The organism is Nocardioides sp. N13(2025) (genome assembly GCF_051912545.1).
In the GTDB taxonomy this organism is placed as follows: Bacteria; Actinomycetota; Actinomycetes; order Propionibacteriales; family Nocardioidaceae; genus Nocardioides.
In genome coordinates, this window is sequence record NZ_CP196809.1 from 513,118 (window position 1) to 529,882 (window position 16,765).

General features: G+C 72.5%; 13 protein-coding genes. 9 read left to right on the forward strand and 4 right to left on the reverse strand.

What is annotated here, in order from left to right:
* The first annotated feature begins 75 nt into the window (after positions 1-75).
* From ACS3YM_RS02525 to ACS3YM_RS02540, 4 genes are read left to right on the forward strand one after another with little or no spacing between them, the layout of a single operon-like run.
* Positions 76-1,455: a xanthine dehydrogenase small subunit gene (locus tag ACS3YM_RS02525; RefSeq protein WP_439938474.1), complete on the forward strand. Its 1,380-nt coding sequence runs from the start codon at positions 76-78 to the stop codon at positions 1,453-1,455.
* Positions 1,452-3,725 carry a xanthine dehydrogenase molybdopterin binding subunit gene (locus ACS3YM_RS02530; RefSeq protein ID WP_439938476.1) on the forward strand — a complete coding sequence of 758 codons (2,274 nt, stop codon included), beginning with the start codon at positions 1,452-1,454 and terminating at the stop codon, positions 3,723-3,725. Before ACS3YM_RS02525 ends, ACS3YM_RS02530 begins: the two co-directional genes overlap by 4 nt.
* Positions 3,713-4,528: a xanthine dehydrogenase accessory protein XdhC gene (gene xdhC / locus ACS3YM_RS02535; RefSeq protein WP_439938477.1), complete on the forward strand. Its 816-nt coding sequence runs from the start codon at positions 3,713-3,715 to the stop codon at positions 4,526-4,528. The genes ACS3YM_RS02530 and xdhC overlap by 13 nt, the downstream gene beginning before the upstream one ends.
* On the forward strand, positions 4,525-5,892 hold the full coding sequence (locus ACS3YM_RS02540) for a guanine deaminase (RefSeq protein ID WP_439938479.1): 1,368 nt from the start codon (positions 4,525-4,527) through the stop codon (positions 5,890-5,892). The genes xdhC and ACS3YM_RS02540 overlap by 4 nt, the downstream gene beginning before the upstream one ends.
* Here the strand turns inward: ACS3YM_RS02540 and aceB are convergent.
* Together aceB and ACS3YM_RS02550 are read right to left on the reverse strand one after the other, a co-directional pair.
* Positions 5,849-7,429 carry a malate synthase A gene (gene aceB / locus ACS3YM_RS02545; protein WP_439938481.1) on the reverse strand — a complete coding sequence of 527 codons (1,581 nt, stop codon included), beginning with the start codon at positions 7,427-7,429 and terminating at the stop codon, positions 5,849-5,851. The two genes, ACS3YM_RS02540 and aceB, sit on opposite strands and share 44 nt — an antisense overlap.
* Positions 7,430-7,451: 22 nt before the next feature.
* Entirely contained in the window at positions 7,452-8,609 is a 1,158-nt protein-coding gene (locus ACS3YM_RS02550; protein ID WP_439938483.1) for an ROK family transcriptional regulator, read from the reverse strand.
* A 175-nt stretch (positions 8,610-8,784) separates the two neighbouring features.
* Between ACS3YM_RS02550 and ACS3YM_RS02555 the strand changes: the two genes are divergently transcribed.
* Genes ACS3YM_RS02555 through map form a run of 5 tightly spaced genes read left to right on the forward strand, consistent with a single transcriptional unit; the run spans position 8,785 to position 13,437 of the window.
* Positions 8,785-9,888: a substrate-binding domain-containing protein gene (locus ACS3YM_RS02555; RefSeq protein ID WP_439938484.1), complete on the forward strand. Its 1,104-nt coding sequence runs from the start codon at positions 8,785-8,787 to the stop codon at positions 9,886-9,888.
* Complete coding sequence (locus ACS3YM_RS02560) at positions 9,888-10,712, forward strand: ATP-binding cassette domain-containing protein (RefSeq protein ID WP_439938485.1); 825 nt, start codon at positions 9,888-9,890, stop codon at positions 10,710-10,712. The genes ACS3YM_RS02555 and ACS3YM_RS02560 overlap by 1 nt, the downstream gene beginning before the upstream one ends.
* Positions 10,705-11,952: a sugar ABC transporter permease gene (locus tag ACS3YM_RS02565; RefSeq protein ID WP_439938486.1), complete on the forward strand. Its 1,248-nt coding sequence runs from the start codon at positions 10,705-10,707 to the stop codon at positions 11,950-11,952. Before ACS3YM_RS02560 ends, ACS3YM_RS02565 begins: the two co-directional genes overlap by 8 nt.
* 22 nt (positions 11,953-11,974) lie before the next feature.
* A complete protein-coding gene (locus ACS3YM_RS02570; protein WP_439938487.1) occupies positions 11,975-12,667 on the forward strand; it encodes a hypothetical protein in 693 nt (230 codons plus the stop codon).
* Complete coding sequence (map, locus tag ACS3YM_RS02575) at positions 12,664-13,437, forward strand: type I methionyl aminopeptidase (protein WP_439938489.1); 774 nt, start codon at positions 12,664-12,666, stop codon at positions 13,435-13,437. Before ACS3YM_RS02570 ends, map begins: the two co-directional genes overlap by 4 nt.
* On the opposite strand, the gene ACS3YM_RS02580 is transcribed toward map, so the two are convergent.
* On the reverse strand, positions 13,434-15,584 hold the full coding sequence (locus tag ACS3YM_RS02580; protein WP_439938491.1) for an MMPL family transporter: 2,151 nt from the start codon (positions 15,582-15,584) through the stop codon (positions 13,434-13,436). The genes map and ACS3YM_RS02580 overlap by 4 nt on opposite strands.
* A 76-nt stretch (positions 15,585-15,660) precedes the next feature.
* The gene (locus tag ACS3YM_RS02585; protein ID WP_439938492.1) at positions 15,661-16,596 is read right to left on the reverse strand and encodes a hypothetical protein; all 936 of its coding nucleotides are present in this window, start codon (positions 16,594-16,596) and stop codon (positions 15,661-15,663) included.
* Positions 16,597-16,765 lie beyond the last annotated feature (169 nt).

Sequence of the window (16,765 nt, forward strand, 5' to 3'; positions counted from 1 at the left end):
AGGGCGGCAGGTCGTCGTTCCGCATGGCAAACCGGCGGCCCGTGACTCCCTGAACCATGCACCAAGGGGAGGCCCGTGCCCGAGCCACAGATCACCGTCAACGGGCGACCACGCCCGCTCGCCGACGTGCCCGCCCGCACCAACGCGCTCGACTTCCTGCGCGGCCTGGGCCTGACCGGGGCCAAGGAGGGCTGCGCGGAGGGCGAGTGCGGGGCGTGTGCCGTTCTGGTCGTGCGCCCCGACCGGGCGGGCAGCCGGTGGACGCCGGTCAACGCCTGCCTCGTGCCGGCGCTGGCGCTCGACGGGCAGGAGGTCGTGACGGCCGAGGGGATCGGCACGCCCGACGACCTGCACCCCGTCCAGTCCGAGCTCGCCGAGCGCGGCGGCTCCCAGTGCGGCTACTGCACGCCCGGCTTCGTCTGCTCGATGGCGGCCGAGTACTACCGGCCCGACCGGGAGGCCGACGGCTTCGACCTGCACGCGATCGCCGGCAACCTGTGCCGCTGCACCGGCTACCGCCCGATCCGTGACGCCGCGCAGGCCCTCGGCTCTGCGCCGGCGTCAGACGCCCTGGCCCTGCGGCAGGCGAGCCCCGCACCCGGTCCCGCGCCGACCCGGCTCGACGGCTTCGCCCGTCCCCGGGACCTCGCCGAGGCGCTCGCCCTGCTGGCCGAGCACCCCGACGCCACGGTCGTGGCGGGCTCCACCGACTGGGGGGTGGAGGCCAACCTGCGCGGCACCCGGGCGTCGTACGTCGTCGTGGTGGACCGGTTGCCCGAGCTGCGAGGCCTCGCGACCGACTGCCCCGATCTCGAAGACGTCGTCGAGATCGGCGCCGCCCTCACCCTCAGCGAGGTCGAGGCCGGGCTCGGCGACACGGTGCCGCTGCTGGCGCAGGTGTGGCCGTTGTTCGCCTCGCGGCTGATCCGCAACGGCGCCACCATCGGCGGCAACCTCGGCACCGCCTCCCCGATCGGCGACCTCGCGCCGGCGCTGCTCGCGCTCGAGGCGACCCTGGTGCTGGTCTCGGCCGACGGGGACCGCGAGGTGGCGCTGGCCGACTTCTTCACCGGCTACCGCGAGACCGTGCTCCGACCCGCTGAGCTCATCCGGGCCGTACGCGTCCCGCTGCCGCTCGCCGCGCACACGACCTTCCGCAAGATCGCCAAGCGGCGCTACGACGACATCTCCAGCGTCGCGGTCGCCGTGGCCCTCGACGTCGTGGACGGCACGGTCGCGCGGGCCCGCATCGGGCTCGGGGGAGTCGCCGCGACACCGATCCGGGCGCTCGCCACCGAGGCCGCGCTCGAGGGCCGGCCGTGGACCCTCGAGACCGTCGAGGCCGCGTCCGCGGTGCTCGCCCGGGAGGGCACCCCGATCGACGACCAGCGCGCCAGCGCGGCGTACCGCTCAGCGATGCTGGGCAACGCACTGAGGGCCTGGTGGTTCGAGTGAGCGAGCTGTCCCGGCGCCCCGACGACGCGGTCGTCGGACTCGCCCTGCCCCACGAGAGCGCCGCCCTGCACGTCACCGGGCACGCGCTCTACACCGACGACCTGGTGCACCGCACGCATCGGCCGCTGCACGCGCACCCGGTCTGCTCGCCGCACGCCCATGCCCGCGTCACCCGGCTCGACCCCGCGCCGGCGATGGAGGTCGACGGCGTCGTCCGCGTGCTCACCGCCGAGGACGTGCCCGGCCTCAACGACGCCGGCGTCAAGCACGACGAGCCGCTCTTCCCGAGCGAGGTCATGTTCGTCGGCCACGCGGTGTGCTGGGTGCTCGGCGAGACGCTCGAGGCCGCGCGGCTGGGAGCCGCCGCGGTGGAGGTCGACTACGAGCCGCTGCCGGCGGTCGTCTCGCTCGTCGAGGCGATCGAGGCAGAGAGCTTCCAGGGCGCGCGCCCGGTCATCGAGCGCGGCGACGTCGACGACGCGCTCTTCGGGGCCGCCCACGTCTTCGGCGGCACCACCGAGATGGCGGGCCAGGAGCACTTCTACCTCGAGACCCACGCCTCCCTCGCCCTGGTCGACGAGGCCGGGCAGGTCTTCGTGCAGAGCAGCACCCAGCACCCGACCGAGACCCAGGAGATCGTCGCGCACGTGCTCGGCCGTCCCTCGCACGACGTGACCGTCCAGTGCCTGCGCATGGGCGGCGGCTTCGGCGGCAAGGAGATGCAGCCCCACGGCTTCGCGGCCGTCGCGGCGCTCGGCGCCACCCTCACCGGCCGGCCCGTGCGGCTGCGGCTCACCCGCACGCAGGACATGACGATGACCGGGAAGCGGCACGGCTTCCACGCGACATGGCGGGTCGGCTTCGGCGACGACGGCTGCCTGCTCGCGCTCGAGGCGACGCTGACCTCCGACGGCGGCTGGAGCCTCGACCTCAGCGAGCCGGTGCTCGCCCGGGCCCTGTGCCACCTCGACAACGCCTACTGGATCCCGCACGTCCGCTTCCACGGCCGCGTCGCGCGCACCCACAAGACCTCCCAGACCGCGTTCCGCGGCTTCGGCGGGCCGCAGGGGATGCTCGTCATCGAGGACGTGCTCGGCCGGTGCGCGCCGCTGCTGGGGATCGACCCGGCCGACCTGCGCCGCCGCAACTTCTACGTCGAGGGGCAGGCCACGCCCTACGGCCAGCCCGTACGCCACCCCGCCCGGGTGGTCGCGGCCTGGGACCAGGTCGTCGCGGCGGGCGACCTGGCGCGCCGCCGCGAGCAGGTGGCGGCCCACAACGCGGCCCACCCGCACACCAAGCGCGGCCTGGCGCTGACGCCGGTGAAGTTCGGCATCTCGTTCAACTTCACCGCGTTCAACCAGGCGGGCGCGCTGGTGCACGTCTACAAGGACGGCTCGGTGCTGATCAACCACGGCGGCACCGAGATGGGCCAGGGGCTGCACACCAAGATGCTCCAGGTGGCCGCGACCAGCCTCGGCGTGCCGCTCGCGCGGGTGCGGCTCGCGCCCACCCGGACCGACAAGGTGCCCAACACCTCGGCCACGGCGGCGAGCTCGAGCACCGACCTCAACGGCGGCGCGATCAAGCACGCGTGCGACCAGATCACCGCCCGGCTGCGCGAGGTCGACGCCGGTCGGGGCCTGGCGTGGGACAAGCTCGTGCAGGAGGCCTACTTCGGGCGCGTCCAGCTGTGGGCTGCCGGCTTCTACCGCACCGAGGGCCTCCACTGGGACCCCGTCGCGATGCAGGGGCACCCGTTCAAGTACTTCTCCTACGGCGTCGCGGCCGCCGAGGTCGAGGTCGACGGCTTCACCGGTGCCTACCGGACCCGGCGAGTCGACATCGTGCACGACGTCGGCGACAGCCTGTCGCCGCTCGTCGACCTCGGGCAGATCGAGGGCGGCTTCGTCCAGGGCCTCGGCTGGCTGACGCTGGAGGACCTGCGCTGGGACGAGACGGACGGCCCCGGTCGCGGCCGGCTCACGACCCAGTCGGCCAGCACCTACAAGCTCCCGAGCATCGGAGAGCTGCCCGACGAGCTCCACGTGGCGCTGCTCGACCACGCCCACGAGGACGGTGCGGTCTACGGGTCGAAGGCGGTCGGCGAGCCCCCGCTGATGCTCGCCCTGTCGGTGCGCGAGGCGCTGCGCCAGGCGGCCGCGGCGTTCGGTCCGCCCGGCACGAGCGTCGAGCTCGCGTCCCCGGCCACGCCCGAGGCCGTGTTCTGGGCGGTGCAACGAGCGCGAGGCCCGGCATGCACTGGCTGACCGCGGTGCAGCGCCTCCGCGAGGGGCGCGAGGCCGGCGTGCTCGTCACCGTCGCCGACGTGCGGGGGCACGCCCCGCGCGACGCCGGCGCGAAGATGGTCGTCGCCGCCGCGCGCACCTGGGGCAGCGTCGGGGGAGGCAACCTCGAGGAGACCGCCGTCACCCGGGCGCGGGCGATGCTGGCCTCGTACGCCGCCGTGCCCGAGCAGCTGACGGTCGGCCTCAGCGACAAGGCGCGCACCGAGCACGGGCGGCAGTGCTGCGGCGGTGAGGTCACCCTCCTGCTCGAGCCCCTGCCCGTCGTCCCGTCGGTCGCCGTGTTCGGGGTCGGCCACGTCGGGCTCGAGCTGGCCCGCGTGCTGGCGGGCCACGACCTCGACCTGCACCTCGTCGACTCCCGAGCCGACCAGCTCACCGACGAGCGCCTGGCCGTCCTCGCCGGCTCCTCCGCACGGGTCGAGGTCCACCACGCCCCGGTCCCCGAGCTGGCGCTCGGCTCGGTGCCGCGGGGCACCCACGTGCTGGTGATGACCCACGACCACGCCGAGGACTTCGCCCTCTGCGACGCCGCCCTGCGGTGCACCCACCTCGGCACGATCGGCCTGATCGGGTCGGCCGCGAAGTGGGCCCGCTTCCGGACGGGGCTGGCCGTCGAGGGCCACGACGAGCGGGCGATCGACCGGATCCGCTGCCCGATCGGCCTGCCGGGCCTGCCGGGCAAGGAGCCGGCCGCCATCGCCGTGTCGGTCGCCGCGGAGCTGCTCCAGGTGTTCGCCGCGGACCGGGTCCGAGCCCGCGGATGAGCACCGCCGAGGTGCTCTACCGAGCCCGCGCCTACGACACCCCCGTCGACCCCTTCACCGCCGGCGCGCCCGGCTTCCGCTACGACGACGACCTGGGGCTCGCCGTCGACGCCGACGGGGTCATCGTGGCCCGCGGACCGTTCGCGGCCGTCGCGGCCGACCACCCCCACGCCGTCGTCCTCGACCTGCGCGACGGGATCCTGCTGCCCGGCCTGGTGGACACGCACGTCCACTTCCCGCAGGTGCGGGTGATCGGCGCGCTGGGCATGCCGTTGCTCGAGTGGCTCGACCGGTGCGCCCTGCCCGAGGAGCAGCACCTCGCCTCGCCCGACTACGCCGCGACGATCGCGGGGGAGTTCGTGGCCGGTCTGATCTCCGCGGGTACGACCACCTCGCTGGTCTTCGGCTCGCACTTCGCGCCGGCGGTCGACGCGCTGCTCGCCGAGGCCGAGCGCTTCGGGCTGCGGATGACGAGCGGGCTGGTCGTCAGCGACCGGGTGCTGCCGGAGCCGCTGCTCACCACCCCCGACCGCGCCTACGCGGAGTCGCACGACCTGGCGGCGCGCTGGCACGGGCGCGGACGGCTCCGCTACGCGGTCACCCCGCGCTTCTCCTTGTCGGCCTCCGACCCGGTCCTCGCGGCCTGCGGCGCGGTGCTGGAGGAGGTCGACGGCGCGGTCTTCACCTCGCACGTCAACGAGAACCACCTCGAGGTCGCCACCGTGGCCGACCAGTTCCCGCACCGGGACCACTACGTCGACACCTACGACCACCACGGCCTGCTGGGCCCGCTCTCGGTCCTCGCGCACGACGTCCACCCCACCGACCCCGAGCTCGCGGTCATGGCCGAGCGCGCGTCGTCGGTGGCCTACTGCCCGACCAGCAACTCCGCCCTGGGGTCCGGCATGTTCTCGCTCCGCCGGCACGTCGTGGCGGGGGTGCGCGTGGCGCTCGGCAGCGACGTCGGCGCGGGCACCGGCTTCTCCATCTTCAAGGAGGGCCTGCAGGCCTACTTCCTCCAGCACCTGCTCGGGGAGGAGGGGATGCGGCTCACGGCGGGTCACCTGCTCCACCTCAGCACCGCGGCCGGCGCGGCCGCACTGGGCCTCGCGGACATCGTCGGCGACCTGTCGGTGGGCAAGGAGTTCGACGCGATCCTCGTACGACCTCCCGCGGGCACGGCCCTCGACATCGGCCTGCGGCACGCGGACTCCCCGGAGGCCGCGCTGGGCAAGGTGTTCGCCCTCGCCGGTGACGCCGACGTGGCCGAGGTGTGGGTCGGTGGCGACCAGATCGCCTCCGGCGGCTTCGTGCGACCGGTCAGTCGCCGCGCGCCAGCAGCACGTCGTACGCCTGCAGGGTGAGGAAGTCGGGGTAGTCGTCGTCGAGGGCGCACTCGACGAAGAGACGCCGGGCGTCGTCGTCGACGGTGCCGCCGAGCGCGGCGTGCTCCTCCGCGACGATGCGCTCGACGAGGTCGCGCGTGACGACCTCGCCGGTGTCGAGGCGGGCCCCGTTGTGGACCCACTGCCAGACCTGGGAGCGCGAGATCTCGGCCGTCGCCGCGTCCTCCATGAGGTTGTCGATGCCGGCCGCACCGTTGCCCGAGAGCCAGGCGTGGAGGTAGAGCATGCCGATGCGGGCGTTGCCGCGCAGGCCCTGCTCGGTGCGCTCGCCGGGAGTCCGGTCCACGGCGAGGAGGTCGGCGGCCCGGACCGCGACGTCCTCGCGCAGCACGTCGAGCTGGTTGTCGCGCCCGGCGAGGACCTCGTCGAAGACCTCCGCACAGAGCGGCACGAGGTCGGGGTGGGCCACCCACGAGCCGTCGAAGCCCGCCGTGGCCTCGCGGGTCTTGTCCTCACGCACCTTGGCGAAGGCGCGCTCGTTGACCTCGGGGTCACGGCGGCTCGGGATGAAGGCCGCCATCCCGCCGATCGCGAAGGCGCCGCGCCGGTGGCAGGTGCGGACCAGCAGGTCGCTGTAGGCCTTCATCATCGGCGCCGTCATCGACACGGCGTTGCGGTCGGGGAGGGTGAAGGCGGGACCGGCGTCGCGGAAGTTCTTGATGATGCTGAACAGGTAGTCCCACCGTCCCGCGTTGAGCCCGGCGGCGTGGTCGCGGAGCTCGAAGAGGATCTCGTCCATCTCGAAGGCCGCGGTGATCGTCTCGATCAGCACCGTCGCCCGGACCGTGCCGTGCGGCACCTCGAGCGCCGCCTCGGCGTGGGTGAAGACGTCGTCCCAGAGGCGAGCCTCGAGGTGGGACTCCATCTTGGGCAGGTAGTAGTACGGCCCGCTGCCGCGGGACAGCAGCTCGCGGGCGTTGTGGAAGAAGTGCAGCCCGAAGTCGACGAGGGCCGCGACCACCGGCCGTCCGTCGGCACTCAGGTGCGCCTCGTCGAAGTGCCAGCCGCGCGGGCGGGGGAGCACCACCGGGGCGTGCTCGGGGTCGGTGACGGCGTACTCCTTGCCTTCTGGAGAGGTGAAGGAGAGCTGACCGCGTACGGCGTCGCGCAGCGTCAGCTGGCCGCCGACGACGTTGCGCCAGTGCGGGGTGTTGGCGTCCTCGAGGTCGGCGAGCCAGACCCGGGCGCCGGAGTTGAGCGCGTTGATCGCCATCTTGGGCTCGGTCGGCCCGGTGATCTCCACGCGCCGGTCCTGGAGGTCCGCCGGCACCGGGGCGACCGTCCAGTCGCCGGACCGCACCTCGGCGGTCTCGGGCAGGAAGTCCAGGGTGCCGGTGCGGGCGATCTGCGCGCGCCGCTCGCGCCGGGCGGCGAGCAGCTCGTCGCGGCGGTCGTGGAAGCGGGTGTCGAGGTCGGCGACGAACGCGAGGGCCTCGGGGGTGAGGACCTCCTCGGACCTCGGCACGGACGGGGCGGAGACGACGAGGTCGGGCACCCGGTTACGCTATCCGCCGGGGTCAGCCGGTGGAAGCAGTCAGGTCGGTGCGCTCGGCAGCGAGCAGCACGGCGCCCACCAGCGAGGCGCGCTCGCCGAGCTCGGAGGCCACGACGGGGGTCGCGGCCACGGCGTCGAGGGCGTGTCGGCGCAGCCCGATCCGGGCCGACTCGAGCAGCAGCTCGCCCGCCCGCGCCATGTCGCCGCCGACGACGACGAGGCCGGGGTTGAGCAGGTTGACCACGCTCGCCAGCGCCCAGCCGAGGTGCAGGCCGGCGTCCTCGAGCGCGCGCACGGCGGAGACGTTGCCCTCGCGGGCGGCGGCGACGATCTCGTCGACGCCGGCGCCGGGCAGCTGGGTGTGCATCATCGCCTGCAGGGCGACGGTGGAGGTGTAGGCCTCGAGGCAGCCGCGGCTGCCGCACCGGCACACCGGACCGGACTCGTCGAGCGTCAGGTGGCCGATCTCGCCGGCCGTGCCGCCGCTGCCGTGGAAGAGCCGGTCCTCGAGCACGATGCCCGCCCCGACGCCGGAGGAGACCTTCACGAAGACCGAGTTGGCGTGGCCGCGGGCCACGCCCTGCCGGTGCTCGGCGAGGGCGCCGAGGTTGGCGTCGTTCTCGGCGTGCACCTCGAGGCCGAACCGCTTGCGGGCCGCGTCGAGGGCGTTGACCCCCACCCAGCCGGGCAGGATCGCCGAGCTGCGCACGACCCCGTCGGTCATCGGGGCGGGCAGGCCCATCCCCAGGCACCGCAGCGCCGCGAAGTCGACGCCGGCGTCGACCAGCACCTCCTCCAGCAGGCCGGCGGCCGCGTCCAGGCCGTCGTCGCTCGGGTGCCCCGAGTCCAGGGAAGCGCGCCGTTCCGCGAGGAGGGTGCCGGTGAGGTCGCCGACGGCCACCGCGACGTGGCTGTGGCCGAAGTCGACGCCCGCGACCACGCCCGCCGCCGGCGCCAGCGTGACCGTCGTACCCCGCCGTCCGCTGCCGGGCTCGGTGGTCACCAGGCCGGCGCCGGCGAGGTCGCGCACGATGCTCGACACGGTCGCCGGAGCGAGCCCGGTCTGCCGGGCGAGGTCGGCCTGGGTGACCTGCTCGCCGCTGCGCAGCACGTCGACGACGCGCTGCTGGTTGGCGGATCGCAGCGACGCGGTCGACCCGGGGGAGCCGGTGGCGGACATGGCGCAAGAGTGAGGGACCGACCCCGTAGTCGTCAAGAGACGCACACAAGTCGTCGCATCATCACGATTCGGGAGGTTTTGTGTTCGACTCTTGACGACAAGGCGTGGCGGTGGTCACACTCTGGGGGAACCCACGGGCTCGCTCGAGCGAGCCACCACCACCAGGAGAAACCCCATGACCCGTTTCCACCGCGTCGCCGGGCTCGGCGCCGCTCTCATGATCGGTGCGCTCAGCCTGACCGCCTGTGGCGCCAACGATGCCCAGACCGGCGGCGGTGACGCCGGTGACGGCGGCGGCGACAGCAAGGTCATCGCGCTGCTGCTGCCCGAGTCGAAGACCACCCGCTACGAGGCGTTCGACCGTCCGCTGTTCGAGGACAAGGTCGCCGAGCTCTGCTCCGACTGCGAGGTCGTCTACTACAACGCCGACCAGGACGAGTCCAAGCAGACCCAGCAGGTCGACACCGCGATCTCCGAGGGTGCCAGCGTCATCGTGCTCGACCCCGTCAACGGCGCCGGCGCCGGCGGCATGGTCCAGTCCGCCCAGGACTCCGGTGCCACCGTCATCGCCTACGACCGCTTCATCGCCGAGGCCGACTACTACATGTCCTTCGACAACGAGACCGTCGGCAAGATGCAGGCCGAGGCGCTCGTCGAGGCGATGGGCGACAAGGGCAGCATCCTGATGCTCAACGGTGCCCCGAGCGACCCCAACGCCGCGCAGTTCAAGGCCGGCGCCCACAGCGTGCTCGACTCCTCCGGCGTGAAGATCCTCGAGGAGTACGACAACCCGGACTGGAGCCCGGAGAACGCCCAGCAGTGGACCACCGACCAGCTGAGCAAGTACGACCCGTCGGACATCCAGGGCGTCTACGCCGCCAACGACGGCCAGGCCGGCGGTGTCGTGGCCGCGCTGACCGGTGCCGGCGTGGCCGCCGACGCCCTGCCCCCGATCACGGGCCAGGACGCCGAGGTCGCCGCGATCCAGCGGATCCTCGCCGGCGAGCAGGCGATGACCATCTACAAGCCGATCCCGATCGAGGCCGAGACCGCTGCCGAGGTCGCCGTGGCGCTGGCCAACGGTGACGAGGTCCCGACCACCAGCGAGTCGGGCATCGAGCAGAGCGACTACGAGGGCGTCACGTCCTACATCTTCACGCCGATCGTGGTGAAGCAGGACAACGTGGGCGACACCGTCATCAAGGACGGCTTCTACACCGCCGACGACATCTGCACCGGTGACTACACCAAGGCGTGCGAGGACGCCGGCATCTCCTGATGTCCGACACCTCCACCTCGACCCAAGGGTCGACGATGCCGGTCGGGGACGCAGTTCTGTCCCTGACCGGCGTCACCAAGCGGTTCGGGGCCGTGCAAGCCCTCTCGGACGTGCACATGCACGTCCGGGAGGGCGAGGTCGTCGCCCTCGTGGGCGACAACGGCGCCGGCAAGTCCACCCTCGTCAAGGTCATCTCGGGGGTCTACACCCCCGACGCCGGCGACATCACCTTCGCCGGCCGCAAGGTGACCGTGGGTGGTCCCTCCGAGGCCCAGGCCCTGGGCATCGCGACCGTCTTCCAGGACCTCGCCCTGTGCGACAACCTCGACGTCGTCGCCAACCTCTTCCTCGGACGGGAGGAGTCCTCGGGACCCTTCGTCAACGAGGTGCAGATGGAGAAGGAGGCGTGGCGCCTGCTCAAGACGCTCTCCGCCAAGATCCCGTCGGTGCGGATCCCGATCGCCTCCCTGTCCGGTGGTCAGCGCCAGACCGTGGCGATCGCCCGCAGCCTGGTCGGCAGCCCGAAGGTCGTGATGCTCGACGAGCCCACCGCCGCCCTCGGCGTCGCCCAGACCGCGGAGGTGCTCAACCTCATCGAGCGGCTGCGCGAGACCGGCCTCGGGGTCATCCTGATCAGCCACAACATGGCCGACGTGCAGGCGGTCGCCGACCGCATCGTCGTCCTGCGCCTGGGCCGCAACGCCGCCGAGTTCCGGGTCGAGGACGCCACCACCGAGGAGCTGGTGGCCGCCATCACCGGGGCCTCCGACAACGTCGTGGCCTCACGGGCCTCGCGCCGGGAAGGGGGTGCGCACCATGAGTGACACCACCGAGCGCTCCGTCGCCGCCGACCTCGCCGACGAGCGCCTGATCAAGGCGCAGGGGCCCATGGACTACCTGCGCCAGTTCGGCGGACGCCTGCGGGCAGGTGACCTCGGCAGCCTGCCGGTCGTCATCGGCCTGCTGGTGATCTGCATCGGCTTCTACACCCAGGAGCCGCGCTTCCTCAGCTCGCGCAGCATCGTCGCCATCACCCAGTTCGCCGCCCCGGTCGGGATCATCGCCCTGGGCATCGTGCTGGTGCTGCTGCTCGGCGAGATCGACCTCTCGGTCGGCTCGGTCAGCGGCTTCACGGCCGCCATCATGGCCGTGCTGGTGGTCAACCAGGGCTACTCCATGATCGTGGCGATGATCGCGGCGCTGCTGGTCGGCCTGCTGATCGGAGCCTTCTACGCGGTGCTCTACACCCGCGTTGGCGTGCCGTCGTTCGTGTTCTCCCTGGCTGGGCTCCTGGCCTTCCAGGGCGGGCTGCTCTACGTCCTCGGCACGCAGGGCACGATCAACCTGCCGTCGGGCTCGTTCCTGGTGCAGTTCACCCGGTTCCAGTTCGTCTCGCCGCTCATGTCCTACGTCCTGGTGGTGCTCATCGTCGCCGCGTACGCCGCCGCGCAGCTGTGGTCGGTGCGGCAGCGCTCCGCCGCCGGGCTGAGCTCCCCGCCGCTGTGGATCACCGGGGCGAAGGCCCTCGCGCTCCTGGCCGGGCTGCTCTTCCTGTCCTACTACGTCAACATCGACCGCGGCTGGAGCTACCTCTGGGTGCTTTTCGCGGCCCTCGTCGTGGTGATGGACATCGTGCTGCGCCGCACCCGCTGGGGACGGCACGTCTTCGCGGTCGGCGGCAACGAGGAGGCGGCGCGGCGCGCGGGCATCAAGGTCAACCGGGTCTACTTCTCGGTGTTCGCCCTGTGCTCGACGTTCGCCGCCCTGGGCGGCCTGCTCGCGGCCGGCCTGCAGACCAGCGTGTCCCAGGCGAGCGGCACCACCGACACCAACCTGACCGCGATCGCGGCAGCGGTGATCGGCGGCACGTCGCTCTTCGGTGGCCGCGGGTCCGCGTACGCCGCCATGCTCGGCATCATCGTGCTCCAGGCCATCCAGAGCGGGCTCAACCTGGTCGGCGTGGACTCCTCGGTGCGGTTCATGGTGACCGGCGGGGTGCTCCTGCTGGCCGTCGCGATCGACTCGGTGTCGCGTCGGGCGCGCTCCTCCAGCGGTCGGGGATAGCACTCGGGATAACCTCCTCGGGATGCTCCGCACCCGACTCGTCGCCCTCGCGCTCGTCGCCGTCGTACCCCTCCTGTCCGGGTGCGACGGCGACGAGCCGACCGTTGCCCTCCTCGTCGCCGACGAGTCCGACTCCGAGTCCCGCGCGGTCGACGTCGAGCGGTTCACCGACCGGGTCGAGGCGACCTGCGACGAGTGCCGGGTCACGGTCTACGACGCCGAGGGCGACGCGGCGGCCCAGCGCAGCCAGGTCCGCCAGGCCGAGGCCGCCTCGGCCGACGTCATCGTGGTGGTGCCCGTCGATGCCGACGGCCTCGGGACGATGACCGACCGGGAGCTCCCGGTCGTCTCGCTCGGCACCCTCGTGCCCGGGTCGGACCGGTTCGTCGGTCTCGAGAGCGGCGAGGTGCCCACCCAGCGCGGGTCGGACCTCGAGGCCGCCCGCGAGGTCCTCCTCGGCGACGAGAAGTCGATGACCTACGTGCCCACCCGCACCATGAGCGAGCAGGCCGCCGACGTCGCGGTCGCCTTCCTGGCCGGCACCCCGGTGCCCGACGCGGAGGTGGTCGACGGGGTCGAGTCGTGGCTCTACCAGGACCAGGACGTCACGATCGACACCCTCACGTCCGTGCTCGTCGGCCAGGGCGTCCTCACCCTCGACGACCTGTGCAGCGGGCCGACCGAGAAGCGCTGCGTCCGGTTCGGGCTGCGATGATCGAGATCCTGACCCCCGCGCAGGTGGACAAGGCCCGGGCCACCGGTGCCCTGGTCGCCGACATCCTGCAGTCGTTGCGCTCGCGCAGCCAGGTCGGCACCAACCTGCTCGACCTCGACCGCTGGACGGCGGAGATGATCCGCGAGGCGGGCGCGGAGTCCTGCTACGTCGACTACGCCCCATCGTTCGGTCGCGGACCGTTCGGCCACCACGTCTGCACCTCGGTCAACGACGCCGTCCTCCACGGCCAGCCGCACGACCAGGTGCTGGCCGACGGCGACCTGCTCACCCTCGACCTCGCCGTGCGCCTCGACGGCATCGCGGCCGACTCGGCGATCAGCTTCCTGGTGGGGGAGAGCCGACCGCCCGAGAGCGTCGCCCTCGTCGACGTCACCAGGACCGCGCTGGCGGCGGGCATCGCCGCGGCCGGCCCCGGCGCCCGGATCGGGGACCTGTCCCACGCGATCGGCTCCGTGCTGCGCGGCGCCGGCTACCCGGTCAACATGCAGTTCGGGGGCCACGGCATCGGGACGACGATGCACCAGGACCCGCACGTCTCCAACGACGGGCGACCCGGCCGGGGCTACCAGCTCCGACCGGGCCTGCTGCTCGCGCTGGAGCCCTGGGTGATGGTCGACACCGACGAGCTGGTCACCGACGCCGACGGGTGGACCCTGCGGAGCGCGACCGGCTGTCGCACCGCGCACAGCGAGCACACGATCGCGATCACCGAGGACGGCGCCGAGGTCCTCACCCTGCCCAGCGGCTAGTGCACCGTCTCCAGCGGCGCCTCGGCCTCCGCCTCGCTCAGCGGGGCGTCGGCACGGTCCAGCTTGCTGGGCCACCAGATCTTCCCGCCGAGGTCGAGGTTGAGCGCCGTGACGAGCACCGACCGGACGACCAGGGTGTCGAGCATGACACCCAGCGCCACCGCCACCCCGAGCTCGGCGAGGAACACCAGCGGCAGTGAGCCGAGGACCAGGAAGGTCGCGGCCAGCACCACGCCGGCCGAGGTGATCACACCGCCGGTCGACGCCAGCCCGATGAGGGAGCCCTTGCGGGTGCCGTAGGTCGCGGTCTCCTCCCGCACGCGGGTCATCAGGAAGATGTTGTAGTCGATGCCCAGCGCGACCAGGAACACGAACGCGAAGAGCGGGAACCCCGGGTCGGACCCGGCGAAGCCGAAGACGTACTCGAAGAGCAGCGCCGAGATGCCCAGCGCGGCACCGAACGACAGCACCACCGTCGCCATCAGGATCAGGGGAGCCAGCACGGCGCGCAGCAGGCCGATGAGGATCAGCAGCACCACCGCCAGCACGAGCGGCATGATCACCCAGCTGTCGCGCACCGAGGCGGTCTTGGTGTCGACGTAGAACGCCGACCCGCCACCGACCAGGGCGTTCGCACCGGAGACCGCGTGGGCCGCGTCGCGGGACTCCTCGACGATCCCTGCGGCAGTGCTGGAGGAGATGTCGGCGTTGATGGTCGCCTCGAACCACGCACGACCGTCGGCCAGGGGCTGGGGCTCGCCGGGCGCGGCGAGGCCGTCGATGCCCTCGAGGGCCGCCGCCACGTCGGCGACCCGGTCGGCGTCGGCGACCACCTGGAGGGTGTTGGAGCTGTCCGCCAGCCCGTGGTCGGTGAGCAGCCTCTGGCCCTTGATGGAGTCGAACTCCTTCGTGTAGGTGTCCTCGGTCGACAGTCCCGAGGCGTCGAGGCGGAACAGGCCCAGGCAGGCCAGCAGCAGCAGTCCGGTGGTGGTCACCCAGACCCGCCGCGGGCGGTGGCTGATCGACCGGCCGACCCGGGCCCACAGGCCGTTGGAGGTGGGCTCGGGGCTGCGGAAGGTGGGGCGCTTGGGCCAGAACACCCAGCGCCCGCAGATCACCAACAGGGCCGGCAGCAGGGTGATCATCACCAGCATGGTCACCGAGACGCCGATGGCGGCGACCGGGCCGAGACCGGCGGTGGAGTTGAGCTCGGCGAAGGACAGGCACAGCATGCCCACCGCAACCGTCGCGGCACTCGCGAAGATCGCCGGGGCCGCACGGTGCAGGGCGAACGCCATGGCCTCGTGGCGGTCCTCGTGGCGGCGCAGCTCCTCGCGGTAGCGCGCGACCAGCAGCAGGGCGTAGTCGGTGCCGGCGCCGATCACGAGGATGCTGAGGATCGCCTGGCTCTGACCGTTGACGGTGAGCCCGGCGTACTTCGCCAGCAGGTAGACCACGCCAGTCGCGATCGTGTTGGCGACGACGGCGCAGAGGATCGGCAGCAGCCACAGGACGGGGCTGCGGTAGGTGAAGAGCAGGATCAGGATGACGACGCCGAGGGTCGCGAAGATAAGGTTGGTGTCGATGCCCTCGAAGGCCTCCGCGGAGTCCGCGGCCTGGCCGCCGAAGCCCGCGAGGTGGACCTCGCCGCCGTCGAGGGTGGCGATGTCGCGGATCTCCTCCGCGGCGTCGGGGATGGCGTTCCAGCCGTCGGCGCCGAAGTTGAGCACGAAGTAGAGGTAGGCCACCTCTCCGTCGTCCGACACGAGCGTCGGCACGGGTGCCCCCTGCTCGGCCGCGGCCTGGGCGGCGGCCGGCGTCAGCACGCCCTGCTCGGTGACGCCGTCGAGCGCGGCGATCTCGGGGCCGTCCTCCTCCATGGCCGCGAGGTCGTCCTCCGACAGCCCGCCGTCCCGGTGGTAGACCACGAGCGTCGGGATGTCGTTGGGGTCGACGGACTCCGACAGCTCGTCGAGCACCCGCGTCGACTCGGCCGACTCGGGCAGCCAGGACGAGGCCTCGTTGTTCTGGACCGAGGTGAGCTTGGTCGAGAACACGCCCATGAGGCCGGTGAGCACCAGCACCGCGGCGAGGACGACCCACTTGGTGACGCGGCCGGTCAGCGCTCCGGCGATCTGTCGATGCATGGGTCGAGTCCACCAGAACCCGCCGACATCGCGCATCCGGATAGTCCCTGAGGACTAGTCAGGGTTGACGCGTCGATCAGCGCGTCTGGAGCTGGAACGGCGCCCTGGTGTCCGTCGACCCGCGGCGCGGCGCGACGGCGTACTCCACGGACCCGTCGACACCGAGCCGGACCACGGCCCACTCGCCGTCCTGATAGGTCACGACGAGCACGTGATCGGCGTCCTCCCAGACCTCGCCGAAGTACGTCGCGGAGTGTCCGTTGCGGGCGTAGGTGAAGGAGTGCGCCACGGAGCCGTCGGCCGTGGCGAGGAGGTCGAGGACCTTCGGGCCGAAGCCGTCGGCGTACGCCGGTGTGCCGAGGACGTGGCGGTTGTCGGGCGAGATGTCGGAGAGCTGGTTGTCGCAGGTGCGCCACGTCACGCGCCAGCTGCGCAGCATCGCGCTGCACGAGCGCATCTCGCTGAAGGAGGTGATGCCGCCCTGCCAGCGGCCGCGACCGGTCGTCGCCAGGCGCAGGTGCGGGACGCGGTCGACGATGCCGTGCGAGGAGGTGTAGAAGGCGCGGTGCGGTCCGTTGACGGCGATCGAGCACCCGAAGCCGGGGTCGCCCTCGCCCTCCTTGCAGTTCTCGCCCGTCACCGACACGGCGTGCGCGGTGCCCGTGACCGGGACCGGGTCGAACCGGAGGACGCGGTCGCCCTCCTGGTCGATCGTCCACACCCGGCCGCGCCTGCCCGCGAACGCCACCACGTGGCCCAGCGGTGACACCGCCAGCCCGTAGCCCGTGCGCCACTCGCGGCGGCCGGGAGAGCCGTCCGCGCCGATCCAGCGCACGGTGGTCGGACGGTTCCGCGCCGTCTGGACGACGTAGCCCGACCCCATCGGGGCCAGCGCGACGACGTTGTTCGACACCGGGGTGGTGGTGCCGTCAGTGCCGTGGATGACAGTCTTGCCAGCCGTGCGTGAGGTCCACGCGATCGCCGGCGGTGCACCCTGGTCAAGGTCGCGCACGTCGAACAGGGTGCGGGGCCTGTGGCCTCGGCCGAGGCGTGGACGGCGGGCACGAGGGAGGAGGTGAGCGCGAGGGCGGTCGCGGCGAGGAGGACGGCCCGAGGAAGAGTCTTCATGCACAGGAGACGCTCCGACCTGCGCCGGGGTTGCTCCGACTGGAGGTGTGTCG